The sequence below is a fragment of the Pedococcus sp. KACC 23699 genome, from assembly GCF_045348425.1.
GTDB lineage: Bacteria > Actinomycetota > Actinomycetes > Actinomycetales > Dermatophilaceae > Pedococcus.
The window spans coordinates 2238105-2261751 of sequence record NZ_CP157483.1; the positions used below are offsets into that span (position 1 = coordinate 2238105).

At 70.7% G+C, this 23647-nt stretch carries 20 protein-coding genes; 19 read left to right on the forward strand and 1 reads right to left on the reverse strand.

Annotated features, from left to right (window positions below):
* Positions 1–101 precede the first annotated feature (101 nt).
* The 18 genes from topA to ABEG17_RS10610 all read left to right on the forward strand — a co-directional run bounded on the left by topA (position 102) and on the right by ABEG17_RS10610 (position 21160).
* On the forward strand, positions 102–2924 hold the full coding sequence (gene topA / locus ABEG17_RS10525) for a type I DNA topoisomerase (protein ID WP_406829427.1): 2823 nt from the start codon (positions 102–104) through the stop codon (positions 2922–2924).
* A gap of 119 nt (positions 2925–3043) precedes the next feature.
* Entirely contained in the window at positions 3044–4405 is a 1362-nt protein-coding gene (locus ABEG17_RS10530; protein ID WP_406829428.1) for a serine hydrolase domain-containing protein, read from the forward strand.
* A 189-nt stretch (positions 4406–4594) separates the two neighbouring features.
* Positions 4595–5395, forward strand: a complete 801-nt coding sequence (locus tag ABEG17_RS10535; protein WP_406829429.1) for an ABC transporter ATP-binding protein — start codon at positions 4595–4597, stop codon at positions 5393–5395.
* A complete protein-coding gene (locus tag ABEG17_RS10540; protein ID WP_406829430.1) occupies positions 5388–6095 on the forward strand; it encodes an ABC transporter ATP-binding protein in 708 nt (235 codons plus the stop codon). The genes ABEG17_RS10535 and ABEG17_RS10540 overlap by 8 nt, the downstream gene beginning before the upstream one ends.
* Before the next feature lie 102 nt (positions 6096–6197).
* Complete coding sequence (locus ABEG17_RS10545) at positions 6198–7442, forward strand: ABC transporter substrate-binding protein (RefSeq protein ID WP_406829431.1); 1245 nt, start codon at positions 6198–6200, stop codon at positions 7440–7442.
* Positions 7443–7552: 110 nt separating this feature from the next.
* On the forward strand, positions 7553–8425 hold the full coding sequence (locus ABEG17_RS10550) for a branched-chain amino acid ABC transporter permease (protein ID WP_406829432.1): 873 nt from the start codon (positions 7553–7555) through the stop codon (positions 8423–8425).
* Positions 8422–9450, forward strand: a complete 1029-nt coding sequence (locus ABEG17_RS10555; RefSeq protein WP_406829433.1) for a branched-chain amino acid ABC transporter permease — start codon at positions 8422–8424, stop codon at positions 9448–9450. Before ABEG17_RS10550 ends, ABEG17_RS10555 begins: the two co-directional genes overlap by 4 nt.
* A 60-nt stretch (positions 9451–9510) precedes the next feature.
* Complete coding sequence (locus ABEG17_RS10560; protein ID WP_406829434.1) at positions 9511–10302, forward strand: MerR family transcriptional regulator; 792 nt, start codon at positions 9511–9513, stop codon at positions 10300–10302.
* A gap of 192 nt (positions 10303–10494) precedes the next feature.
* A complete protein-coding gene (locus ABEG17_RS10565) occupies positions 10495–10890 on the forward strand; it encodes a hypothetical protein (protein WP_406829435.1) in 396 nt (131 codons plus the stop codon).
* Positions 10891–10941: 51 nt separating this feature from the next.
* Positions 10942–11478, forward strand: a complete 537-nt coding sequence (locus ABEG17_RS10570) for a hypothetical protein (protein ID WP_406829436.1) — start codon at positions 10942–10944, stop codon at positions 11476–11478.
* A complete protein-coding gene (locus tag ABEG17_RS10575) occupies positions 11479–12921 on the forward strand; it encodes a sensor histidine kinase (RefSeq protein ID WP_406829437.1) in 1443 nt (480 codons plus the stop codon). It begins immediately after the preceding gene.
* A complete protein-coding gene (locus tag ABEG17_RS10580) occupies positions 12918–13544 on the forward strand; it encodes a response regulator (RefSeq protein WP_406829438.1) in 627 nt (208 codons plus the stop codon). The genes ABEG17_RS10575 and ABEG17_RS10580 overlap by 4 nt, the downstream gene beginning before the upstream one ends.
* A gap of 142 nt (positions 13545–13686) precedes the next feature.
* Positions 13687–15375 (forward strand): ABC transporter substrate-binding protein, encoded by a 1689-nt coding sequence (locus ABEG17_RS10585; protein ID WP_406829439.1) that lies wholly within the window; start codon positions 13687–13689, stop codon positions 15373–15375.
* Positions 15376–15380: 5 nt separating this feature from the next.
* Positions 15381–16337 (forward strand): ABC transporter permease, encoded by a 957-nt coding sequence (locus tag ABEG17_RS10590; protein ID WP_406829440.1) that lies wholly within the window; start codon positions 15381–15383, stop codon positions 16335–16337.
* Entirely contained in the window at positions 16334–17251 is a 918-nt protein-coding gene (locus tag ABEG17_RS10595) for an ABC transporter permease (protein ID WP_406829441.1), read from the forward strand. Before ABEG17_RS10590 ends, ABEG17_RS10595 begins: the two co-directional genes overlap by 4 nt.
* Complete coding sequence (locus ABEG17_RS10600; protein ID WP_406829442.1) at positions 17248–18309, forward strand: ABC transporter ATP-binding protein; 1062 nt, start codon at positions 17248–17250, stop codon at positions 18307–18309. The genes ABEG17_RS10595 and ABEG17_RS10600 overlap by 4 nt, the downstream gene beginning before the upstream one ends.
* Entirely contained in the window at positions 18306–19379 is a 1074-nt protein-coding gene (locus ABEG17_RS10605) for an ABC transporter ATP-binding protein (protein ID WP_406829443.1), read from the forward strand. Before ABEG17_RS10600 ends, ABEG17_RS10605 begins: the two co-directional genes overlap by 4 nt.
* Positions 19376–21160: a gamma-glutamyltransferase family protein gene (locus ABEG17_RS10610; RefSeq protein WP_406829444.1), complete on the forward strand. Its 1785-nt coding sequence runs from the start codon at positions 19376–19378 to the stop codon at positions 21158–21160. Before ABEG17_RS10605 ends, ABEG17_RS10610 begins: the two co-directional genes overlap by 4 nt.
* A gap of 18 nt (positions 21161–21178) precedes the next feature.
* On the opposite strand, the gene ABEG17_RS10615 is transcribed toward ABEG17_RS10610, so the two are convergent.
* Entirely contained in the window at positions 21179–21886 is a 708-nt protein-coding gene (locus ABEG17_RS10615; protein WP_406829445.1) for a GntR family transcriptional regulator, read from the reverse strand.
* Between the two features lie 25 nt (positions 21887–21911).
* Between ABEG17_RS10615 and ABEG17_RS10620 the strand changes: the two genes are divergently transcribed.
* Positions 21912–23573 (forward strand): L-lactate permease, encoded by a 1662-nt coding sequence (locus tag ABEG17_RS10620; RefSeq protein WP_406829446.1) that lies wholly within the window; start codon positions 21912–21914, stop codon positions 23571–23573.
* The last annotated feature ends 74 nt before the right edge of the window (positions 23574–23647 follow it).

Genomic DNA, 23647 nt, shown 5'->3' on the forward strand with positions numbered 1-23647 from the left:
GCCGCGGCAGATTTGACCTGACCGGCTACCGTCGGTCGCGTTGCCATGTCCACGCTGCGACGAATCCGCAGCACATGGGATCAGGAACTGAGGAAGAGAACGTGGCTGAAGGGCGCAAGCTCGTCATCGTCGAGTCGCCGGCCAAGGCGAAGACGATCGGCGGATACCTGGGCAAGGACTGGGACGTCGAGGCGTCCGTCGGTCACATCCGCGACATCCCGACCCCGTCGGAGATGCCCGCCGAGATCAAGAAGGGCCCCTTCGGTCGGTTCGGCGTCGACGTCGACAACGGCTTCGAGGCCTACTACGTCGTCGACAGCGACAAGAAGAAGAAGGTCGCCGAGCTCAAGCGGCTGCTGAAGAACGCCGACGAGCTCTACCTCGCCACTGATGAGGACCGCGAGGGCGAGGCGATCGCCTGGCACCTGCTCGAGGTGCTCAAGCCCAAGGTCCCGGTCAAGCGCATGGTGTTCCACGAGATCACCAAGGAGGCCATCCAGCGCGCCTCCACCAACACCCGCGAGCTCGACACCGCCCTCGTCGACGCCCAGGAGACCCGCCGCATCCTCGACCGCCTCTACGGCTACGAGGTCAGCCCGGTCCTGTGGCGCAAGGTCAAGGCGGGCCTGTCCGCCGGACGCGTGCAGTCCGTCGCGACCCGCATCGTCGTCGAACGCGAGCGCGAGCGGATGGCGTTCGTCCGGGCGTCCTACTGGGACGTCGAGGGCGACTTCACCCCCGACGGCGCCTCCAACCAGTTCACGGCGCGCCTGACCACGGTCGACGGAAGCCGCGTGGCCATGGGCCGCGACTTCAACGACGACGGCACCCTGAAGGGCTCCTCGGTCGTCCACCTCGACGAGGCCACCGCGACCTCCATCGCGACCCAGGTGCTCACCTGCCAGGTCGCCGTGACCAGCGTCCAGGAGAAGCCGTACACCCGGCGTCCCAGCGCGCCCTTCACGACCAGCACCCTGCAGCAGGAGGCGTCGCGCAAGCTGCGGCTGTCCTCGAAGAACGCCATGCGCGTCGCGCAGCGCCTCTACGAGAACGGCTACATCACCTACATGCGTACCGACAGCACCACGCTGTCGGAGGCCGCCCTCACCGCGGCCCGCCAGCAGGCCCGCGACCTGTATGGCGCCGAGTACGTCCCGCAGTCGCCCCGCCTCTACGAGAAGAAGGTCAAGAACGCGCAGGAGGCCCACGAGGCCATCCGTCCCGCGGGTGACCGCTTCCGCACCCCGGCCCAGGTGGCCGGCGAGCTGCGTGGTGACGAGTTCGCGCTCTACGAGCTGATCTGGAAGCGCACCGTCGCCTCGCAGATGGCCGACGCCCGTGGCTCGACCGCGACGGTCAAGCTCGGCGGGACGCTCGAGGACGGCCGGGTCGTGGAGTTCAGCGCGTCCGGCACGGTCATCACGTTCCGCGGCTTCCTCGCGGCATACGAGGAGGGTCGTGACGAGGAGCGCGCGTCCAAGGCCGCGGAGGCCGAGGAGGAGCGTCGTCTCCCCAAGCTCAGCGAGGGTGTCTCCCTCACCGTCGTGCGCGCCGAGCCGGACGGCCACGAGACCAACCCGCCGCCGCGCTACACCGAGGCGACGCTTGTCAAGGCCATGGAGGAGAAGGGAATCGGTCGTCCGTCGACCTACGCCTCCACCGTCGGCACGATCCAGGACCGCGGCTACGTCAACACCCGTGGGTCCGCGCTCATCCCGACCTGGCTGGCATTCGCCGTGACGCGGCTCCTCGAGGAGCACTTCACGGAGCTCGTCGACTACGACTTCACCGCCTCCATGGAGGAGGACCTCGACCAGATCGCCGGCGGCGACGCCAAGCGCGCCGAGTGGCTCAAGCGGTTCTATTTCGGTGAAGGCAATGGTGGCGAAGGCGATGGCGGCGCGGGGCAGGGTGCCCTCGTCGGTGGCCAGTCGGGCCTGCCCGACGCGGGTAACGCACACCTCGGCCTCAAGCAGCTCGTCGAGGACCTCGGTGACATCGACGCCCGCGCGATCTCGACGATCGACATCGGCGAGGGCATCGTCGTCCGCGTCGGTCGTTACGGCCCGTACGTCGAGGAGACCGTGCCGCAGGGAGTCGACCTGTCGACGGGCGAGATGTCCGACGGCGCCGAGACGACCCCCCGCCGCGCGACGATCAACGACGACATCGCCCCGGACGAGATGACCCCGGCGAAGGCGCGTGAGCTGCTCGAGCAGTCCGCCGACGACGGCAAGGTCCTCGGCCAGGACCCGGAGAGCGGTCGCGACATCGTCGCGAAGGCCGGTCGCTACGGCCCCTACGTCACCGAGGTCCTCGACGAGGAGACCGCGGCGCTCAAGGGCAAGAACAAGGTCAAGCCCCGCACCGCGTCGCTGTTCAAGGACATGGACCTCGCGACGATGGACCTCGAGACGGCCCTCAAGCTGCTCAGCCTGCCCCGCGTCGTCGGCACCTCGACCGAAGAGGACGGCACGGTCGTCGAGATCACCGCGCAGAACGGTCGCTACGGTCCCTACCTGAAGAAGGGCACCGACTCCCGCTCCCTGACGACCGAGCAGCAGCTCTTCGACATCACGCTCGAGGAGGCGCTGGCGATCTACGCCCAGCCCAAGCAGCGCGGTCGGGCGGCCACGGCTCCACTGAAGGAGCTCGGCAACGACCCCGTGTCCGGGCGCCCGATGGTGGTCAAGGACGGTCGCTTCGGCCCCTACGTCACCGACGGCGAGACCAACTCGACCCTGCGCAAGGGCGACGAGCCCGAGTCGATCACGCCCGAGCGCGGCGCCGAGCTGCTCGCGGAGAAGCGCGCCAAGGGCCCGACGACCCGCAAGCGCGCGGCGAAGAAGGCCCCGGCGAAGAAGGCTGCCAAGAAGACCGCGAAGAAGACCACGGCCAAGAAGGCGACCACCAAGAAGTCCTGACGCCCCACTTTGCCGACGAAAGTGCGCTCTGCCCCTGAAACGTCACGGGCAGAGCGCACTTTCATGGGCACAGTCCCAGCCGGGCCAGTCAGAAGCCGGGTCGGCTACGGTCAGTGACCATGACGCTCGAGCCCACGACCACCGTCGCCCTCGACCGCCGGCTGGCGCAGGAGCAGTCGACCTGCCGCCTCCCCTCCGTGGCAGCGGGGCTCGTCCGTGGCGGAGAGCTCGTCTGGTCCGGTGCGGTCGGCACCGTGACAGGCAGGTCCGACGGCGAGCCCGCAACGGCCGACACCCAGTACCGCATCGGCTCCATCACCAAGACCTTCGTGGGCGTGGAGGTCTTGCGGCTGCGTGACGCCGGCGCCCTGGACCTGTCCGACCGGATCGACGACCACCTGCCGGAGACGGCTGCGAGCGACTTCGGGCACGTCACCGTCGCCCAGCTGCTCTCGCACAGCTCGGGCCTGCAGGCCGAGACCAGCGGCCCGTGGTGGGAGCGCACAGAGGGCGGCGACTGGGCCGACCTGCTCGCCAGCCGCCCGCAGCTGCGGTTCCGTCCCGGCGCCAGGTTCCACTACTCCAACGTCGGCTACGCCGTCCTCGGCGAGCTCGTCGGACGCCTGCGCGGAGTGCCGTGGGACGAGGCCGTCCGGACGGGCCTGCTGGACCCCCTCGGTATGGCGCGGACCTCCCTGCGCCCGCAGGCGCCGAGCGCGCCGGGCTGGGCCGTCCACCCCTTGGCCGACCTCGTCCACGTCGAGCCTGAGCACCACGCCGGCGCGATGGCGCCGGCGGGGCAGCTGTGGTCGACCGTCGAGGACCTCTCCCGCTGGGCCGCCTTCCTCGCCGGGGGCGCCGCCAGCCTGCTGTCCCCAGAGACCCTCGCCGAGATGTGCCTGCCCATCGTGGTCAACGACACCCCGGGCCAGGCCTGGACGGGTGCGCACGGCCTCGGCTGGCAGGTGTGGAACGTCGAGGGTCGTCGCTTCGGCGGTCACGGCGGCTCGATGCCAGGCTTCCTGGCGGGGCTGAGGGTCGACCTCGAGACGGGCGACGGCTGCGTGGTGTTCGCCAACGCGACATCCGGCATCGGGCCGATCTCGGTCGACCTGCTCTCGCTGCTCGCCGAGCACGAACCCCTGCCGACGACCCCGTGGACCGCGGACGCCGAACAGGCGACCGGCCTGGACCTCGTGGGCGACTGGTACTGGGGTACGACGCCATACACGCTGCGGCTCGCTGCCGATGGTGGACTGGTGCTGGGGGAGCCGGGGGTCCACCGCGGCTCACGGTTCGCGCCCACGGACACCGGCTGGGTCGGGCTGGACGGCTACCACGAGGGTGAACCGCTGGTGGCCCACCGTGACCCGGACGGGCGGGTCGGGCACCTCGACCTCGGGTCGTTCCGCTTCAGCCGCACGCCCTACGACCCGACGGCGCAGATCCCCGGGGACGTGCACCCCGACCGCTGGCACTGAGGCGCTCGCCGGGCACGAGAACCCGTGACCCATGGCCGCGTGGGTGCCCGAGACGTATGTGGGGGACGGACATGTTCTCCGGTGGCTCTGTGTCGAGGGCGGCCATGTCCGGGGTCCCGTGGCGCCCCTAGTGTTCTGCAGAACCGCGATGGTCCCCTGCCGTCGCTCCAGCCGCACGAGGAGGTGCCGGTGCCCAGCGAGCCCAGCCCCGAGGCAACAGGCACAGGCTCAGCAGCATGGCTGCTCGAGACCCGCGACCTGACCAAGGAGTTCCGCGGTTTCCGCGCCGTCTCCGGCGTCAACCTGCGGGTGGTCGAGGGCACCGTCCACGCCCTGGTGGGTCCCAACGGCGCCGGCAAGACCACGCTGTTCAACCTCCTCACCGGGTTCCTGGCACCCACGTCCGGTGAAGTCCTCCTCGGTGGCCGCGACGTCACCGGTATGCAGCCGGAGCAGATCGCCCACCTCGGCATCGCCCGCTCGTTCCAGATCACCAGCCTGTTCGACCAGATGAGCGTCGTCGACCACGTCGAGCTCGCCCTCGCCTCGCCCACCGGGCTCGGCTACCGCTTCTGGCGGTCCAGCTCGAAGATGCGCCAGTTCCGCCCGCGCGCCATGGAGCTGCTCGAGCAGGTCGGCCTCACCGACCGCTCCGGTGCGGCCGCCGGCTCGCTCGCCTACGGCCAGAAGCGCGCCCTCGAGCTGGCCCTGGCCCTGGCCCTCGATCCCCAGCTGCTCCTGCTCGACGAGCCCACCGCAGGCATGGGCCTCGAGGACGTCGACCGCACCATCGCCCTGGTCAAGAAGGTCTCGGCCGGGCGCACCGTCGTGTTCGTCGACCACAACATGCACGTCGTCGGCTCGCTGGCCGACACCGTCACCGTCCTGCAGGCCGGGCAGGTGCTCGCCGAGGGCACCTACGAGCAGGTCCGGGCCGACGAGAAGGTCATCACCGCATACCTCGGACAGGCCGGAGGGCAGCATGTCTGACCACACCCTCGAGATCGCGGGCCTGTCCGCGTGGTACGGCGAGGCACGCGTCCTCACCGACGTCGACCTGCGGGTCGAGCCCGGCGAGGTCGTCACCCTCGTGGGCCGCAACGGTGCCGGCAAGACCACCCTGCTGCGCTCGGTGATGGGCCTGCACCGCCAGGTCGAGGGCACCGTCACCTGGGGTGGCGACGACCTGGGTCGGGCCAGTGCCGACAAGCGCGCCCGCGCCGGCATCGGCTGGGTGCCCGACGACCGCGGCATCTACGCGACGCTCACCGTCGCCGAGAACCTCCTGCTCCCACCGGTCACGAGCAAGGCCGACGCGTGGAGCCTCGAGCAGGTCTACGAGCAGTTCCCGGTCCTGCACGAGCGCCGCGACTTCCCCGGCACCAAGCTCAGCGGCGGTGAGCAGCAGATGCTGGCCATCGCCCGCGTCCTGCGGATGGGCTCCACGCTTCTGCTGCTCGACGAGCCGAGCGAGGGCCTGGCCCCCGTCATCGTCCAGCGCATCGGCGAGATCATCCGGCAGATCAAGGCCCAGGGCGTCTCGGTCCTGCTCGTCGAGCAGAACGTCGCCTTCGCCTCCACGGTCGCCGACCGCCACTACCTCCTCGCCCAGGGGCGGGTCGTGGAGTCGCTGGACAACGAGAGCTTCCAGTCCCGCACCACCGAGCTCCTCGAGTACCTCGGCATGTAGCCCGGGGGCCTTCCACCTGCTCCGCCGACACACGAGTCACCGACACACGAGTCATCGCACCACCTCCACCTCAACGCACCACGAACACCCCCAGGAGGGGACATGCAGCGAAACAAGTCCTTGGCCCTCGCGGCCACCGCTGTCACGGGGAGCCTCGTGCTCGCCGCTTGTGGCGCAGGTGGCCCTGCGGCCAGCGGCGGCAAGATCAGCGACGGCAAGGTCGTCCTCGGCCTGCTCAACGACCAGTCGGGCATCTACAAGGACCTGTCCGGCCCTGATTCCAAGGTCGCGATCCAGATGGCGGTCGACGACTACAAGGCGAAGTACGGCGACAAGGCGGTGGCCAAGGACATCGAGATCGTCTCGGCCGACCACCAGAACAAGCCCGACATCGCCAACACCAAGGCGCAGGAGATGTACGACCGCGACAAGGCCGACATCATCCTCGACGTGCCGACCTCCTCGGCGGCGCTCGCCGTGGCCACGCAGGCCAAGGCGAAGAAGAAGCTCTTCATCGACATCGGCGCCGGCACGACCGCGCTGACCGGCAAGTCGTGCAACAAGTACACGTTCCACTGGGCCTACGACACCTACATGCTCGCCCAGGGCACGGGTGCCGCCGTCGTCGCCAACGGCGGCAAGAACTGGTCGCTGGTCTACCCCGACTACGCGTTCGGCCAGGACATGAGCAAGCAGTTCACGGCTGCCGTCACCAAGGCCGGTGGCACGGTGGGGCAGTCCATCGCGACGCCGTTCCCCAACGACAACTTCTCGACCTTCATCACCAAGGCCGCCTCGAGCAAGCCGAACGTCATCGGCATCATGGCCGCCGGTGGCGACCTCGTGAACTTCGTCAAGCAGTACAACCAGGCGGGTCTGGGCGGCATGACGCAGCTCGCGGTCGGCCTGATGTTCATCACCGACATCCACAGCCTCGGTGTCGACCAGTTCAAGAACACGCAGTTCACCGATGCCTGGTACTGGAACTTCGACGACCAGAACCGCGCCTGGGCCGACAAGTTCATGGCCAAGACCCAGGTCCGTCCCTCGTTCGCCCACGCCGGCAACTACTCCGCGGCCCTGCAGTACCTCGAGGCCGTGCAGCGCGCCGGCACCGACAACTCCGACGCCGTGGTGAAGGAGCTCGAGGGCAAGAAGCTCAACGACGTGTTCCTGCGCAACGGCGAGGTCCGCGCCGCGGACCACCGGGTCCTGCACGACGCCTACCTCGTCAAGGTCAAGAGCAAGGACGAGGTCAAGGAGGAGTGGGACCTCGAGAAGGTCGTCAAGACCATTCCCGCCGCGCAGGCCTTCAACCCGACCGTGAGCACCGACTGCAAGATGTGACGGCCGGTCCCGTTGGGGTGCAAAGGAACTCCTTCACCCCAACGGGACCGCCCCTCATCCCGACGGGTCCGCCCGCACTGCCACCGATGCACTGACGAACCGGAAGACCAATGACGGCATTCATCCAGTACACCCTCCAGGGCCTGGCCCTCGGCGGGTTCTACGCCCTGGCCGCCCTGGGCCTGGCGGTGATCTTCGGCGTGCTCGGCGTCGTCAACTTCAGCCACGGTGCCTGCTACATGCTCGGCGCCGTCGGCGCCGCCGTGCTCCTCGACGCGACCGGCCTCGGCTTCTGGGCCGCCCTGCCGATCATCACGGTGGCGATGTTCGTGTTCGGGGTGCTGATGGAGCGGCTGTTCGTCCAGTGGCTGCTGCGGCTCGACCCCCTCTACAACTTCCTGCTGACCTTCGGCATCACGCTGTTCCTCGTCGACCTGGTCAAGCGCAGGTACGGCGTCTCGTCCCTGCCCTACGAGCTCCCGGCTGGTCTGCAGGGCCGCGTCAACGTCGGCAGCGTCTCCCTGTCGAGCTACCAGATCTTCGTGGCGCTCTTCTCCCTCGCCCTGTGCCTGGGTGTGTGGCTGCTGCTCACCAAGACCCGCGTCGGCATGATCGTCCGCGCCTCCACCGAGGACGCCGAGCGCTCCCGCGCCCTGGGCATCAACGTCGGCCGCTGGGTCACCCCTGTGTTCGGGTTCGGTATCGCGCTCGCCGGCCTCGCGGGTGTGCTGCGGGCCCCGACGGGCTCGGTCAACGCGGACATGGGCAGCTTCTTCATCATCATCCTGTTCGCCGTGGTCGTCATCGGCGGACTCGGATCCATCCTCGGCGCAGTGGTGGCGGGCTTCCTCGTCGGACTCGTCGAGGCCTACGGCCAGGGCTACGCCGGGTCGTTCAGCCAGGTCCTCATCTTCGTCCTCATGGCCGTGGTGGTCCTGGTCCGGCCCTCGGGCCTGTTCGGTCGCGAGGAGGCCGCATCATGAGCTCCCAGCTGGTGTCCAAGGTCGAGGTCGAGCTGCCCGACGCCCCGTCCATCACCGCGCACCGCCCCTACCTCCGCTGGGTCGGCTTCGCGGTCGGTCTCGTCGTCGTGCTGGCGCTGCCGTTCTTCATCTACCCGCCGGTCGCGATGGACATCGCCGCCTGGGCGCTGTTCGCGATCTCGGTCGACCTGCTGCTCGGCTACACCGGCCTGCTGTCCTTCGGCCACGCCGCCTTCTGGGGCACGTCGGCATACACGACCGGTCTGATCGCCATCCACGCCGGCCTCCCGTTCCCGGTCGCGGTCCTCGGTGGTGCGGTGGCGGCGATGGTCCTCGCGGTGCCGACCGGGTACCTCGCCGTGCGCCGCACCGGCATCTACTTCGCCATGGTCACGCTGGCCTTCGCGCAGATGATCTACTTCATCGCCAACCAGTGGCGCGACGTCACCGGCGGCGAGAACGGGCTGCAGGGTGTCCCCAAGAACCTGGGTCCGCTCACGGACCTCATCAACCAGGACCCGTTCTACTTCTACTACGCGGCCCTGCCCCTGATCCTCATCGGCGTCCTCATCGCCTGGCGCACCGTCAACAGCCCGTTCGGTCGCGTGCTCGTCGCCATCCGGGACAACCCGGCTCGTGCGCGTGCCCTCGGCTACGACGTCGAGCGCTACAAGATCATGGTGTTCGTCATCTCGGCCGGCCTCGCGGGTCTGGCCGGTGGGGTGTTCTCGGCCAGCCACGGGTTCGCCTCGCTCCAGGAGCTCATCTGGACGACGTCGGGCAAGGTCGTGCTCATCACCGTCCTCGGCGGGATCGGCACCCTCTGGGGTGGCCCGGTCGGAGCGGCGCTGGTCGTGCTGCTCGAGGACAGGCTCGCCTCGTCGGGCTTCAACGGCATCGGCATCATCACCGGCGCGATCTTCGTGATCATCGTGCTGGCCTTCCGCCACGGCATCTGGGGCACCGCCCGCAACGGCATCGGCGCCTGGCTGCGCTCGCGCCGCCGGGGCCGCGAGGACGCCTGACCCGCTGTCCGCCTGAAAGGCCTTGACCCTCACGCCACGTGAGGCGTCACAGTGGTCGTCATGACCGAAGGCACGCAGCTCACCACGCTCACCGTGGGACAGGTGGCCGAACAGTTCGACCTCACGGTGCGCACCCTGCACCACTACGACGAGATCGGCCTGCTCACGCCCAGCGACCGTTCGCGGGCGGGCTACCGGCTCTACACCCCGGACGACCTCACGCGCCTGCAGCACGTGGTGGTCTACCGGCGGCTCGGGTTCGCCCTCGAGGAGGTCGCCCTCCTCCTGGACCACCCGGAGAGCGCGGAGCAGCACCTGCGTCGCCAACGCGCAGCGGTCATGTCCCGGCTCGACGAGATGCGCGATCTCGTCGTGGCCATCGACCGAGCACTGGAGCGAGAGATGAACAACCAGCCAGCCAGCACGCAGGACATGAAGGAGCTCTTCGGCGACGGGTTCTACGACAGCCAGACCGAGGCGGAGCAGCGGTGGGGCGACACCGAGGCCTGGCAGCAGTCCCAGCAGCGCACGAAGGGCTACACCAAGGCGGACTGGGCGCAGGTCAAGGAGGAGAGCGACGCGCTGCACCGGGGGTTCACCGACGCCATGGACGCGGGGGAGCCCCCGACGAGCGAGGCGGCGATGGACGCGGCCGAGGCGCACCGACTGCACATCGACAGCCGGTTCTATGCGTGCTCGCCACAGTTCCACCGCAACCTCGGCGACATGTACACCAGCGACCCGCGGTTCACCGCGACCTACGACGAGATCCGCGCGGGCATGGCCTTCTACGTGCGCGACGCCATCTACGCCAACGCCGACCGGCAGGAGTCGCAGGCGCAGCAGCCCTGACGCCGCCCTCGGCGCGGATCGCGAGAGGTATGGAGCCGGCACCCCTGTGGGGGTGCCGGCTCCTTGGCGTCCGGGCCGGTGGGGTGAGGGCGGGAGGTACTACGACCATCGCCCAATACCGCGTGAACTCGCCCATTCCGCACAGTGGACCCACGGTCACCGGTGGTGGCCCCCAACGAAAGGACACGTGCGATGAACACCTCCACCAAGAGCGCAGCAATCGTCCTCGGTGTCGCGCTGGTCGCCACCGTCGGCGCCCAGCCAGCCAGTGCCAAGGGACTCGACGTCCGGGCCAGCGGCCACTGCTCCAAGGGCAGCGTCTGGAAGCTCAAGGCCAAGGCGGACGACGGCTGGATCCAGACCGAGCTCGAGGTCGACTCCAACAAGGTGGGCCAGACCTGGTCGGTCCGTCTCGCCGACAACGGCGTCCAGCAGTGGTCAGGCACCCGTCGGACGGTCGCTCCCAGCGGGTCGTTCTCCCTCGAGCGCCGCGTGGCCAACCGCGCCGGCACGGACCGGATCACGGCCACGGCCCGCACGACCTCGACCGGTGAGACCTGCACCGCGGTCGTCGTCTTCCGCGGATAAGGCTCCCCGAACCACTCCTCGCACGACACACTGATCCCGGAAGGATCTGTCATGAAGCGCACCACCATCACCCTCGCAGCCCTCGTCGTGGCCCTCCTCCCCGCCGGAGCGGGACTGTGGGGCAACGCCTCCTTCTCCGAGGCCGTCCCCGTCAAGGTCCCGGCCAGTGCCCAGGTCGCGACCGGGTCAGCCACGCTGCCCACCTCCAGCCAGACGACCGAGACCGGTGACGACCACGGCGGCGACACCCCGCGCGACCAGCGCACCGAGACCGGTGACGACCGGGGCCACTCCTCTGCCACCTCGACGCATACGCCGACCGGCACCTCGACCACGGTCGACGACCACGGCGGCGACACCCCAGGCGACCAGCGCACCGAGCCGGGCGACGACCAGGGCCAGACGACGTCCGGGCGTTCGGGTTCGGACGACTCCGGCTCCCGCTCCGGTTCGGGTCGCCACGGCGGCTCTGACGACTCCGGTTCCAGCTCGGGGGGCCATGGTGGCTCCGACCACAAGAGCTCGGACGACAAGAGCTCGGACGACAAGGGCGCCGACGACCACGGTGGACACGGAAGCGACGACTGAGTGAGCACTACCCCGTCCGACGCAGCCGTCTCGACGACCTCCTTGGTCCCCGAGGCGGCTGCCGACGAGCTCCCCACCGTCCCGTGGGTGACCGTGTCGCGGGCCCGGGTGCCGGCCGAGTCCGACCCGCCGGTCCGGCCGCGCCGGGTGCTGCTGCAGATGGTCGCCGGCCTCGTCGCGGTCCTCGCTGTCGTCGGTGTGCTGGGTTCCATCGCGTCGCAACGCCTTGCTGAGCGTGAGGCCGTCAACGACGCCGCCAACACCGCCGACGTCCTGGCCGACGCCGTCATCGCCCCGGCGCTGACGGGCGCCCTGGTCGACGGGGACGCGACGGCGCTCGCCGACTTCGACCGGCTGGTGCGTGACCGCGTCCTCGGGTCGGCGATCATCCGGGTGAAGCTGTGGGCTCCCGATGGCCGGGTCGTCTACGCCGACGAGCCACAGCTGGTCGGCCGCACCTTCGCCCTGAGCCAGGACCAGCGCACAGCCCTGTCCGACCCCCAGACCAAGGCCGAGGTCTCCAACCTCACCGAGTCCGAGAACCAGTTCGAGAGGGTGGGCCGCGCGCTCGAGGTCTACCGCCCGGTGTGGGTGCCGGACGGCCGCCAGCTGCTGTTCGAGACGTACTCGCCGTACGAGCCCGTGCAGCAGCGCTCGTCCCAGCTGTGGCGCGGGTTCTCGGGAGTGACGCTGAGCAGCCTGCTGCTGCTCGTCATCCTCATGGCGCCGATCCTGTGGCGGCTGCTGCGGCGCCTCTCCCAGGCCCAGCGGCAGCGCGAGCGCATGCTCGAACGCACCCTCGACGCCTCCGACGCCGAGCGGCGCCGGATCGCCGGCACGCTCCACGACGGTCCGGTGCAGGACCTGGTCGCCTCCTCCTTCGTCGCGGCGGGCGCGGCTGCCCGGGCGCAGCTCGCCGGGGACGAGCGCACGGCGGCCGAGCTGGACGGTCTCGCCGGTTCGGTCCGCGGCAACATCCGGGTGCTGCGCTCGCTCCTCGTCGACATCTACCCGCCCACCCTCGCCGGGGCGGGACTGGGTACGGCGCTCGCCGACCTCGCGGAGTCCGCCACCAGCCGCGGTCTGACCGTCCACCTCGACACCGAGGACGAGGCGGAGCTGGGGCTCAGCGAGAGCGAGCAGCGACTCGTCCACGGGGTGGCCCAGGAGTGCCTGCGCAACGCGGCGAAGCACGCCGCACCGTGCACCGTCAGCGTCCGCCTCGCCCGCGAGGACGGTGCCCCGAGCGAGGTCGTCCTGGACGTCCTCGACGACGGCCCCGGCTTCGACACCGTGCTGTTGAGCCAGCCGGCCGACGGCCACTTCGGCCTGCGGGTCCTGGCCGACCTGGCCAGCGACGCCGGCGCCACCCTGCAGGTGGCCTCGGCGCCCGGCGCCGGCACGCACTGGCGACTGTCCCTCCTCCTTGGTGGTGCCTCGTGATCCGCGTCCTCGTCGTCGACGACCACGCCATGGTGCGCAGCGGCCTGACCGCTCTGCTCGAGGCCAGCGGTGACATCGCGGTCGTGGGTCAGGCCCAGGACGGTCGCGTCGCGGTCGGCCAGGCCCGTGACCACCAGCCCGACGTCGTGCTCATGGACCTGTCGATGCCGGTGATGGACGGCGCGGAAGCCACCCGTGAGGTGCTGGCCGTCGCGCCCGACGCCAAGGTGGTGGTGCTGACGTCCTTCTCCGACAAGGACCGGGTCAACGCCGCGCTGCGCTCGGGCGCTGTGGGCTACCAGCTCAAGGACGGCGAACCCGCCGAGCTGCTCGCGGCCGTGCGGGCGGCCGCCGCGGGACACGCGCCCCTGGACCCGCGGGTGGCGCGGGTGCTGCTGCCGACACCGGGGACGCAGTCCGGGGACGGGCTGAGTCCCCGGGAGCGGGAGGTGCTCCGGCTGGTGGCGCAGGGCCTGGCCAACAAGCAGATCGGCCGGGCGCTGGGCATCAGCGAGCGCACGGTCAAGGCGCACCTCGGCCGGGTGTTCCGGCAGATCGGCGTGGTCGACCGCACCAGTGCGGCGCTCTGGGCCCGCGACCACCTGCCCGACGCCGCTCTCTGAGCCGGCCCGCGCCATACCGTCCCAGATGGGGGCGGGTGTCCCAGTCTGTCCGGATGGTGGAAAAAGTCGGGACTTGTCCCTGTGCAGTGGACTGTATACAGGATACGATCCTGCGATCCGCCCACGTCCCTTGGGAGCGTTCATGACCATCCGAACCGTCCTGCGCCTCATCCCCGAACACCGTTCACGTCCGCGAGTCGGGGGTCGGCACGTCGCCCTCGTCGTCGCCCTGTCCCTGGGGGCCGCAGGCTGCAGCGCCGTCCAGCCCACCTCCGGCTCCGGCTCGACCGCCAGCTCCGCCGCCACGGGGGCGGACTCCTTCGGGGAGCCGGCCGCTGCCGGCCAGGTCAAGGACGGTGGCGACCTCGTCATGGCGTTGTCCGCCGAGCCCGACCAGCTCGACCCCGCCCTTTCCCGCAGCCTGTACTCCCGCTACGTCTTCCACGCCATGTGCCAGAAGCTCTACGACGTCGACCAGGACGCGAAGGTCGTGCCACAGCTGGCGACCGCACTGCCGAAGACCAGCGCCGACGGCAAGACCGTGACCATCCCCGTGCGCGACGACATCCAGTTCGCCGACGGGACGCCGTTCAACGCCGAGGCGGTGAAGGCCACCATCGACCGCGACCTCACCCTCGAGGGCTCGGGGCGCAAGAGCGAGCTCGGGCCGATCACCGACGTCACGGCCAAGGACTCCAAGACCGTCGTCGTGAGCCTGTCCAAGCCGTTCGCGCCGCTCACCGCCGCGCTGACCGACCGCGCCGGGATGATCGTCAGCCCCAAGGCCGCCAAGGCGCTGGGCGCCAAGTTCGCGACCGCGCCGGTGTGCGTCGGGCCCTTCAAGTTCTCCAAGCGCGTCCCGCAGAACTCCATCGAGCTCGTCAAGGACCCCAAGTTCTACGACGCCGCCAAGGTGCACTTCGACAAGGTGACCTACCGGATCATCACCGACGCGAGCATCCGTGCGGCCAACCTGCGCTCCGGCGACGTCCAGATCGCCGACTCCCTGTCGGCCCAGGACGTCCCGGCGCTGCAGAAGGAGAAGGACCTGCAGGTGCTCCAGTCGCAGTCGCTGGGCTACCAGGGCGTGACGTTCAACATCGCCAACTCCGACGGGATCGGCAACCCCCTCAAGCAGGTCCAGGCTCCGGAGGCGAAGGACCCGCGCATCCGGCAGGCGTTCGAGCTCGCCATCGACCGGGCCGGCCTGGTCAAGGTGATCTTCAACGACCTCAACACCGTGGCCTGCTCGCCGATCTCCCCGAAGAGCGAGTTCTCCACCGAGGCGGTGCAGAAGTGCACCCCGCACGACCCCACCAAGGCCAAGGCGCTGCTCAAGGAGGCCGGCGTCACCACGCCCCTCAAGATCGCGATGATCACCTCCAACAACCCCGACAGCCTGCGCCTGGCCCAGGCGCTGCAGTCGATGGTCAAGGAAGGCGGCTTCGACCTGCAGATCAAGCCGGTGGAGTATGCGTCGCTGCTCGACCAGCAGGACCGTGGCGACTTCGCCCTCCTCCAGCTCGGCTGGTCGGGGCGCATCGACCCCGACGCCAACATCACCAACTTCGTCGGCACCGGTGGCAGCCAGAACGTCGCCGGCTACAGCGACAAGACCGTCGACGGGCTGCTGGACCAGGCTCGTGAGTCGAACGACGTCGCGGCGCGCAAGGCCCTCTACGGCCAGGTCGTCGACAAGCTGCACCAGGACGACCCGCTGATCTACCTCTACCGCCAGCGCAACCTCACGGGCGTGTCCACGTCGGTCAAGGGCGTCCAGGTCTTCCCGGACGGCGTGGTCCGCCTCGGGTTCGCCGGGATGGCCAAGTAGCCGCCGTGCGCAGCTACCTGTTCAACCGGGCCTGGCAGTCCCTGGTCACCCTGGTGCTGGCCACGGTGGTCGTCTTCCTCGGTGTCCGCGCCCTTCCGGGGGACCCGGCCCTCGCCCTCGCGGGCGAGGACCGGACCCCGGAGGCCCTGGCCGCGATCCGGCAGCAGTACGGCCTCGACCAGCCGCTGCCCCTGCAGTTCTGGCACTTCGTCAGCAACGCCGCACAGGGTGACCTCGGGACCTCGGTCCGCACGGGTCAGAGCGTCAACGACATGCTGCGGACCGCGCTGCCGGTGACCCTCGAGCTGTCCCTGCTCGCGATCGCGATCGCCGTCGTCCTCGGTGTGGGTGCCGGTGTGGTGGCTGCGGTACGGCGCGGTGGCCCGGCCGAGTGGGCGGCCAACGCGTTCGCCCTGCTGGGCCTGTCGGTGCCGCACTTCTGGCTCGGGCTCGTCGCCATCCTCTACCTGTCGGTGGCGACCGGGCTGTTCCCGGCCTCGGGGTTCGTGCCGCTGGGCGAGGACCCGGTGGACAACCTGCACCACATCATCCTCCCGGCCCTGATCCTCGGCACCGGGCTGTCGGCCGTCATCATGCGGCAGACGCGGTCGTCGATGCTCGACTCCCTCGCGACCGACTACGTCCGCACGGCGGAGGCCAAGGGCCTACGTCCCAGCGTCGTCGTGCGCCGGCACGCGTTGCGCAACAGCCTGATCGTCGTCGTGACCATCGTCGGCCTCCAGCTCGGGGGACTGATCTCCGGGGCGGTCGTCACCGAGCAGATCTTCGGGCTGCCCGGCTTCGGGAAGATGACCATCGACGCCGTGTTCCAGCGTGACTACCCCGTCATCCAGGCCGTCGTGCTCGTGACGGCGACCGCCTACATCGTCATCAACTTCGCGGTCGACCTGTTGTACTCGGTCATCGACCCGCGGGTCCGCGTCACGGGAGAGGCCTCATGAGCGTCGACACCGCGTTGCCACCGGCTGCGTCACCTGCCACTCCGGACCCCGCGCCGACGACGGGTGGTGAGGCGTCCCAGGGTTCTCGAGTCCTTCGTCGCCTGCGCCGCAACCCGCTCGCCATCGTGAGCTTCGTCGTGCTGGCCGTCGCGGTCGTGGTGGCGGTCCTCGCACCGTGGATCGCGCCATACGCACCGGAGCAGACCGACTTCGCCAACACCCTTGCGCCCCCGGGCACCCCGGGTCACCTGCTGGGGACCGACGACCTCGGGCGCGACGTGCTGTCCCGGATCATCCTGGGAAGCCGGGCCTCCCTGCAGGTGGCGGCGCTTGCCGTCTTCACCGCCCTGGTCATCGGGGTGCCGCTCGGCCTCGCCGCCGGGTACTTCCGAGCGGCCGACACGGTCATCTCACGGCTGACCGACCTGCTGCTGGCGTTCCCGTTCCTCATCCTCGCGGTCGGCTTCGCCGCCATCCGCGGAGCCAGCCTCGGCAACGCAGCGGTGGCCATCGGCATCGCGCAGATCCCGGGCGTCATCCGGGTCGTGCGCTCGGATGCGTTGCGGCTCAAGGGACTCGACTTCGTCGCCGCGGCCGTCGTCGACGGTGCGAGCGACCTCTGGGTGCTGCGCCGCCACATCCTGCCCAACGCCACGTCGGTGGTCCTCGTCCAGGCGACCGTGGCCATCCCGGCGGCGATCCTGGGCGAGGCGGTGCTGTCCTTCCTCGGGCTCGGCATCCAACCGCCCTCGCCGAGCCTGGGGACGATGCTCGCCAACGCGCAGCAGTTCGCCGCCCGCGCGCCGTGGGCCGCCGTCCTCCCCGGGGTCGCGATCATGCTGCTTGCCCTGGCGTTCAACGTGTTCGGCGACAGCCTGCGCGACGCCCTCGACCCGAAGGCGAGCCGACGATGACCGCCACCGCCACCACCGCGTCCCCCGACACCCTTACCGCGCCCGTCCTGGAGGTGTCCGGCCTCGGGGTCAGGTTCGCCACCGAGTCCGGCACCGTCTCGGCCGTCGACGGGGTCGACCTCACCCTTGCCCCCGGCGAGATCGTCGGCATCGTGGGCGAGTCCGGCTGCGGCAAGTCCGTCACGGCCATGAGTCTCGCCGGGCTGCTGCCGCGCAGTGCGAAGATCGACGGCTCGGTCCGCCTGCTCGGCACCGAGCTCGTGGGCGCGAAGCCGGGCGTCCTGCGCGCCGCACGGGGCCGCGACATCGCCTACATCTTCCAGGAGCCGATGTCATCGCTGAACCCGGTCCTCACGGTCGGGCGCCAGATCACCGAGGTCCTCCAGGTCCACGAGAAGCTCTCGCGCACCGACGCCCTCGAGCGGGCCGTCGAGCTGCTCGGGATCGTGGGCATCCCGTCGCCCCGGGAGCGGGTCAAGCACTACCCCCACCAGCTCTCGGGAGGCATGCGCCAGCGCGTGATGATCGCGATGGCCGTCGCCTGCCAGCCCAAGGTGCTCGTCGCCGACGAGCCCACCACCGCCCTCGACGTCACGGTCCAGGCCGGCATCCTCGACGTGCTGCGGGGGCTGCGCGACCGGTTCGGTACCAGCATCCTGGTCATCACCCACGACCTCGGGGTGATCGCCGACGTGGCCGACCGGGTGGTCGTCATGTACGCCGGACGCGTCGTGGAGCGCGCGGGCGTGGACGAGCTCTTCGTTAGGCCGCAGCACCACTACACCTCGGGCCTGCTGTCCGCGTCGCCCACACCCGGTCGTCACGCCGGCACCCACCGGTTGCAGGAGATCCCCGGCCTGGTGCCGGTGCTGTCGGAGCAGCCCGACGCCTGCACGTTCGCCGACCGTTGCGCAGCCGCCACCGACCGGTGCCAGACGTCGGCCCCAGCCTTGGAGGCCGCCCGCGTCACGACGGAGCGGGACGGCCGCGAACACGTGGTGGCCTGCTGGCACCCTCGCGGGGATGCCCCCCGCCCGACCGCGGAGGACCGCGCATGAGCACCGTCCCGACCCACGCCCCGCAGTCCGATGTGCCCGGCGCCGTCGAGGGGCAGCCGGTGGTCCTCGAGCTCGAGGACCTCGCCATGCACTACGGCCCGGTTCGTGCCGTCGACGGCGTCACCATGCAGATCCGGCGGGGGCAGGTCACCGCCCTGGTCGGTGAGAGCGGCTCGGGAAAGTCCACCGTCGGTCGCTGCATCGTGCGGCTCGTGGAGCCGACCGGGGGAGCGGTCCGCCTGGCTGGTGCCGACGTGACCCACCTGTCGCGCTCCCAGATGCGCGCCCACCGACGTGACGTGTCGATCGTCTTCCAGGACCCTGCTGGGTCGCTCGACCCACGGATGCTGGTCGGCGACGTCGTCGCGGAACCCCTTCGGCTGCAGGCCAAGCGGCTCTCCCGGCACGAGCGGTCAGAGCGCGTGACGGACGGCCTGCGCCGGGTGGGACTGCGCCCCGAGGTGGCCAAGCGCTACCCGCACGAGCTCTCCGGCGGTCAGCGCCAGAGGGTGAGCATCGCCCGCGCCCTCATGTCGGAGCCGACCCTGCTCGTCGCCGACGAGCCGACCAGCGCCCTGGACGTGTCGGTGCAGGCCTCGGTGCTCAACCTCCTGGCCGACCTGCAGCGCGACATCGGCTTCGCCTGCCTGTTCATCACGCACGACCTGTCGGCGGTGGAGTACCTCGCGGACGACATCGCGGTGATGTACCTCGGACAGCTGGTCGAGCAGGGCACCCGTGAGGAGATCTTCGCCCGGCCCCGTCACCCCTACACGCAGGCGCTCCTCGCCGCGGCTCCGGTGGCGGACCCGGCCAGGCAGCGGGCGCGCACCCCGGTCCTGCTCGGTGACGACCTCCCCTCGGCGATGGACCCGCCCTCGGGATGCCGTTTCCACACCCGCTGCCCGGTCGCAGTCGCGCGCTGCGCCGAGGAGGTGCCGGCCCTGCGGCAGGTGGGGGGCAGCACGGTGGCGTGCCACCTCGTCGAGGACGATGGCACCGGGCCCGACATCCGCACCACCGACCAGGCCACTGCTGAATCCGTCACGACGACAGGACGTCCCGCATGACCTTCACCACCCGGCCGACGCTCGAAGGCACCTTCGGCATGGTCTCCTCGACGCACTGGATCGCGTCTCAGGCAGCCATGCGCGAGCTCGAGCTCGGGGGCAACGCGTTCGACGCCGCCGTCAGTGCCGGCTTCGTCCTGCACGTCGTCGAGCCGCACCTCAACGGCCCCGGTGGTGACATGCCCGCCATCATCGCGACGGCGCAGGACCCGGCGCCCCGCGTGCTGTGCGGACAGGGGCCCGCGCCGGCGGGCGCGACCATCGAGCACTACCGCTCGGAGGGTCTGGACCTGGTGCCCGGCTCGGGACCGCTGGCTGCAGCGGTCCCCGGGGCCGTCGACGCCTGGCTGCTCATGCTGCGCGACCACGGGACCCGCTCCCTCGAGGACGTCCTCGCTCCTGCCATCGGCTACGCGCGCCACGGCCACCCGCTGCTCGGTCGGGTGAGCTCGACGATCGAGACGGTACGAGACCTCTTCGAGGACGACTGGCACACCTCCGCGGAGCTCTGGCTCGAGGACGGGAAGGCGCCTGCCCCCGGTGCCCTCTTCACGAACCCCACCTACGCCGACACGCTCGAGCGCCTCGTCGCCCAGGGTCGGGCCGCGGGCTCTACCCGAGAGGCGCAGATCGACGGCGCCCGCAAGGCGTGGAGCGAGGGCTTCGTCGCCGAGGCGGTGGATGCCTTCTCCCGCAAGGCGTACCGGGACTCCAGCGGTGAGGCGCACGGCGGCCTCATCACCGGCGCGGACCTGGCGGCGTTCAGCGCGACCTGGGAGGCGCCGGCCACGATCGACTGGCACGGCCACACCGTCGCCAAGACCCGAGCCTGGGGGCAGGGCCCGGCGCTCCTGCAGACCCTGCAAACCCTCGACGCCCTCGGTGACCCCGCGCTGCTCGACCCCTCGACGGCTGCCGGCATCCATGCTGCAGCCGAGTCCCTCAAGCTCGCCTTCGCCGACCGTGAGGCCTGGTACGGCGACGGTGACGTCCCGCTGGAAACCCTTCTGTCGGAAGGGTATGCAGCCCAGCGCGCCTCGCTCGTCGGTGAGACCGCGTCGCTCGACCTGCGCCCGGGGAGCCCGGACGGGCGCGAGCCCGCCGTCGCGGCATACGTCCGGGGGATGGGCGCCCCGCAGGCATCCGGTGACGCGACCACGGGGGAGCCCACCGTCGCGCCCTCGGGGGTGACGCGCGGCGACACCTGTCACGTCGACGTCGTCGACCGATGGGGCAACATGGTCTCGGCCACCCCGAGTGGCGGCTGGCTGCAGAGCTCACCCACGATCCCGGAGCTCGGCTTCTGCCTCGGCAGCAGGATGCAGATGTTCTGGCTGGAGGAGGGACTCGCCTCCTCGCTCGCTCCCGGGCGTCGTCCGCGCACCACCCTCACTCCCACCTTGGTGTTGCGAGATGGCTTGCCCTACATGGCCTGCGGCTCACCCGGGGGTGACCAGCAGGACCAGTGGCAGCTCATCTTCCTGCTGCGCCACCTCGTCGGCGGCAAGGGGCTCCAGGAGGCCATCGACGCACCGTCGTGGCACACCACGAGCTTCCCCGGTTCCTTCTACCCGCGCCAGAGCGAGCCCGGCGTGATCGTCGCCGAGGACCGTCTGGGTGCCGACGTCCTCACGGGGCTGGAGTCGCGCGGCCACACGGTGCGCGTGTCCGACCCCTGGAGCCTGGGCCGGTTGTGTGCGGTGACCCGCGACGCCGACACCGGGGTGCTGCGTGCCGGGGCCAACCCGCGAGGGATGCAGGGCTATGCCGTGGGCCGCTGAACCGCGCAAGCCCGGCGGTCAGTCGTCGTCGACGTTGTCCAGCGCAGCCCGGGCGGCCGCCGCGACGTGGGCGTGCGCTGCCGCCTCGGCCTCGTCGGGATCGCCGGCCGCGATCGCGTCGACGAGTCGGATGTGCTCCCGCCACGAGTGCGGAGCGCGGTGCGCCGCACCGATGCGGAAGATCCAGTGCACGTGCAGGTACAACGCGGCCGAGATCGAGGACAGCCACCTGTTGCCGCTGATCTCGATGACGCGCAGGTGCAGGTCGGTGTTGAGCTGGGCCACCCGGGACAGGTCGTCCTGCTCGGTCGCGACCCGGGCGTCGTCGAGCAGTGACCGCAGGGCAGCGACGTCCTGCGCCGTGGCTCGCTCGGCCGCCATCCGGGCAGCCACCGTCTCCAGGCTCGACCGCACCGCGAAGAGGTCGGCCACCGTCGAGGCGTCCGGGGTCGCGACCACGGCGCCCTTGCGCGGCACCATCGTGACCAGCCCGTCGGCCTCCACGACCCGCAGCGCCTCCCGCACCGGGTTGCGCGACACCCCGAAGTCCGCCGCGAGGCGTTCCTCCGTCAGCCGCTGCCCCGGCGGGTAGTCGCCGTCCACGATCCGGCGGCGCAGCTCGGCGAGCACCTGCTCGCGCAGGGCCAGGTGCTGGCTGCCGATGGTGTGTCCCATCCCGGTGACCATCGCGCACTCCCGTCGTTCGTCGGCGGCCGCGATGTCCACCTCGACCGTATACGAAAGACAATCTATGCCACTGCCCGCGCTGACCCTCGTAGCCCAGCCCGAGTCCCTGACCGCAGTCCCTCCGCTGACATGGGCGCTCGCGGTGAGTCCGGTCGTGCTGCTGCTGGCGCTCGTCCTGTGGGGGCGGTTCACGACGATCATCAACGCCTCGGTCACGGTCGCCTACAGCGTCCTCGTCGCCACGCTGTCGTTCGGCGCCGGTGGGCTCACCGTGGCCGTGGGGCTCGGCAAGGGGGCGTGGGTCGGACTGTGGATCCTCTACGTGATCTGGCCCGCGTTGCTCATGCACCACCTGGCCAGCCACGTCGGGATGACGGCCCTGGGCCGGGCCCTGTCGACGATGCTCCCGCGCCGCACCGAGAACGTGCTGCTCCTCGCGTGGGTGCTGCCATCGTTCATCCAGGGGGTGTCGGGGTTCGGCACGCCCATCGCGGTCGCCGCCCCGCTGCTCGTCGCGCTGGGCATCGGAAAGGCCCGCGCCGTCGCCCTCCCACTGATCGGCTACCACTGGGCGGTCGGCTTCGGCTCGATGGGTTCGTCGTTCTACATGGGGGCGCTCACCGCCCACCTCGACACCCCGGGGCGCGCTGCGTATGCCGCCTCGGCGGCCGTGCTGCTCGGGGTCAACTGCGTGCTCTCCGGGGTGCTGGTGGCGCTGATGGACGGTGGCCTCGCCGGCCTGCGTGACGGCTGGCGCCTGCTCGCCACCGCCGGCCCGGTCATGGCGCTGGTCCAGGCCGGGGCCGCCCGCCTCGAACCGGGGATCGGCGCCCTGTGCGCCGGGGCGTCTGGCGTCGCCGTGGTGTTCGTGCTGCGACGGTTCTCCAGGCGCGAGGCGGCGGCGCAAGCCGCCCATTCCGTGGGTGAGGCCACGGCTGGGGTGACGGCCGATGCGACGGCTGGGGGGACCGCGGAGGACACCCGCGTGCGCGCCCGAGCCGCCGCGGTGCCATACGCCCTCCTGGGGATCGTGGCGCTGGCAGTCTTCCTGCCCCCAGCACTGAGGTCGTGGGCCAAGGGACACCTGCTCATAGGGCCGTCGTTCCCCCGGACGAGCACCCACCAAGGGACCGTCAACGACGCAGTGGCCGTCTACAACCCCATCGCCGTCGTCGGCCACCCCGGCACGTTCCTGCTCATCGCCTGTGCGGGCAGCGTCGCCATCTGGGCCTCCCGCGGGATCTGGACGCGCGGCGCCTGGGGGCCGGTGTGGCGTGGGGCCCTCAAGCAGGCCTGGAAGTCATCGCCCTCGGTGGTCCTTCTTGCCTCGGTGGCCGGCGTCCTCGTCGACAGCGGGATGGTGCGCACGGTCGCCCAGGGGGCGGCGGTGGCCACCGGGAGCGCGTACCCGGCCATCGCCCCGGTCGTCGGCGCACTCGGTTCGTTCATCACCGGGTCGACCACGAGCTCCAACGCGCTCTTCTCCTCCCTGCAGGCGGATGTCGCGCACCTCATCGGCGACCCGCCCGCCGACCTCCTCGCCGGTCAGCTGGCGGGCGGCAACATCGGCAACTCCCTCGCACCGGTGGTGATCCTGCTCGGGCTCAGCGCGGTCGGCGCGGCTCGGCGCACGGGTGAGGTGCTGCGGATGACGCTGGCCCCGGCGGCCGTCCTGCTCGCCTCGGCCGTCGCCGGGACCTGCCTGCTGGTGTCCGTGCACCACTGAACGCACGCAGTGCGCCCCACCCGTCGGCATCCGGCGGGAGTTCGTCGTCGGCGACCACCCGCCGGCCGAGGACA

Coding starts and splice junctions, on each gene's coding strand:
- ABEG17_RS10530 (WP_406829428.1), top strand. CDS start 3,044: ATGACGCTCGAGCCCACGACCACCGTCGCCCTCGACCGCCGGCTGGCG.
- ABEG17_RS10540 (WP_406829430.1), top strand. CDS start 5,388: ATGTCTGACCACACCCTCGAGATCGCGGGCCTGTCCGCGTGGTACGGC.
- ABEG17_RS10545 (WP_406829431.1), top strand. CDS start 6,198: ATGCAGCGAAACAAGTCCTTGGCCCTCGCGGCCACCGCTGTCACGGGG.
- ABEG17_RS10550 (WP_406829432.1), top strand. CDS start 7,553: ATGACGGCATTCATCCAGTACACCCTCCAGGGCCTGGCCCTCGGCGGG.
- ABEG17_RS10555 (WP_406829433.1), top strand. CDS start 8,422: ATGAGCTCCCAGCTGGTGTCCAAGGTCGAGGTCGAGCTGCCCGACGCC.
- ABEG17_RS10560 (WP_406829434.1), top strand. CDS start 9,511: ATGACCGAAGGCACGCAGCTCACCACGCTCACCGTGGGACAGGTGGCC.
- ABEG17_RS10565 (WP_406829435.1), top strand. CDS start 10,495: ATGAACACCTCCACCAAGAGCGCAGCAATCGTCCTCGGTGTCGCGCTG.
- ABEG17_RS10570 (WP_406829436.1), top strand. CDS start 10,942: ATGAAGCGCACCACCATCACCCTCGCAGCCCTCGTCGTGGCCCTCCTC.
- ABEG17_RS10585 (WP_406829439.1), top strand. CDS start 13,687: ATGACCATCCGAACCGTCCTGCGCCTCATCCCCGAACACCGTTCACGT.
- ABEG17_RS10595 (WP_406829441.1), top strand. CDS start 16,334: ATGAGCGTCGACACCGCGTTGCCACCGGCTGCGTCACCTGCCACTCCG.
- ABEG17_RS10600 (WP_406829442.1), top strand. CDS start 17,248: ATGACCGCCACCGCCACCACCGCGTCCCCCGACACCCTTACCGCGCCC.
- ABEG17_RS10605 (WP_406829443.1), top strand. CDS start 18,306: ATGAGCACCGTCCCGACCCACGCCCCGCAGTCCGATGTGCCCGGCGCC.
- ABEG17_RS10610 (WP_406829444.1), top strand. CDS start 19,376: ATGACCTTCACCACCCGGCCGACGCTCGAAGGCACCTTCGGCATGGTC.
- ABEG17_RS10620 (WP_406829446.1), top strand. CDS start 21,912: ATGCCACTGCCCGCGCTGACCCTCGTAGCCCAGCCCGAGTCCCTGACC.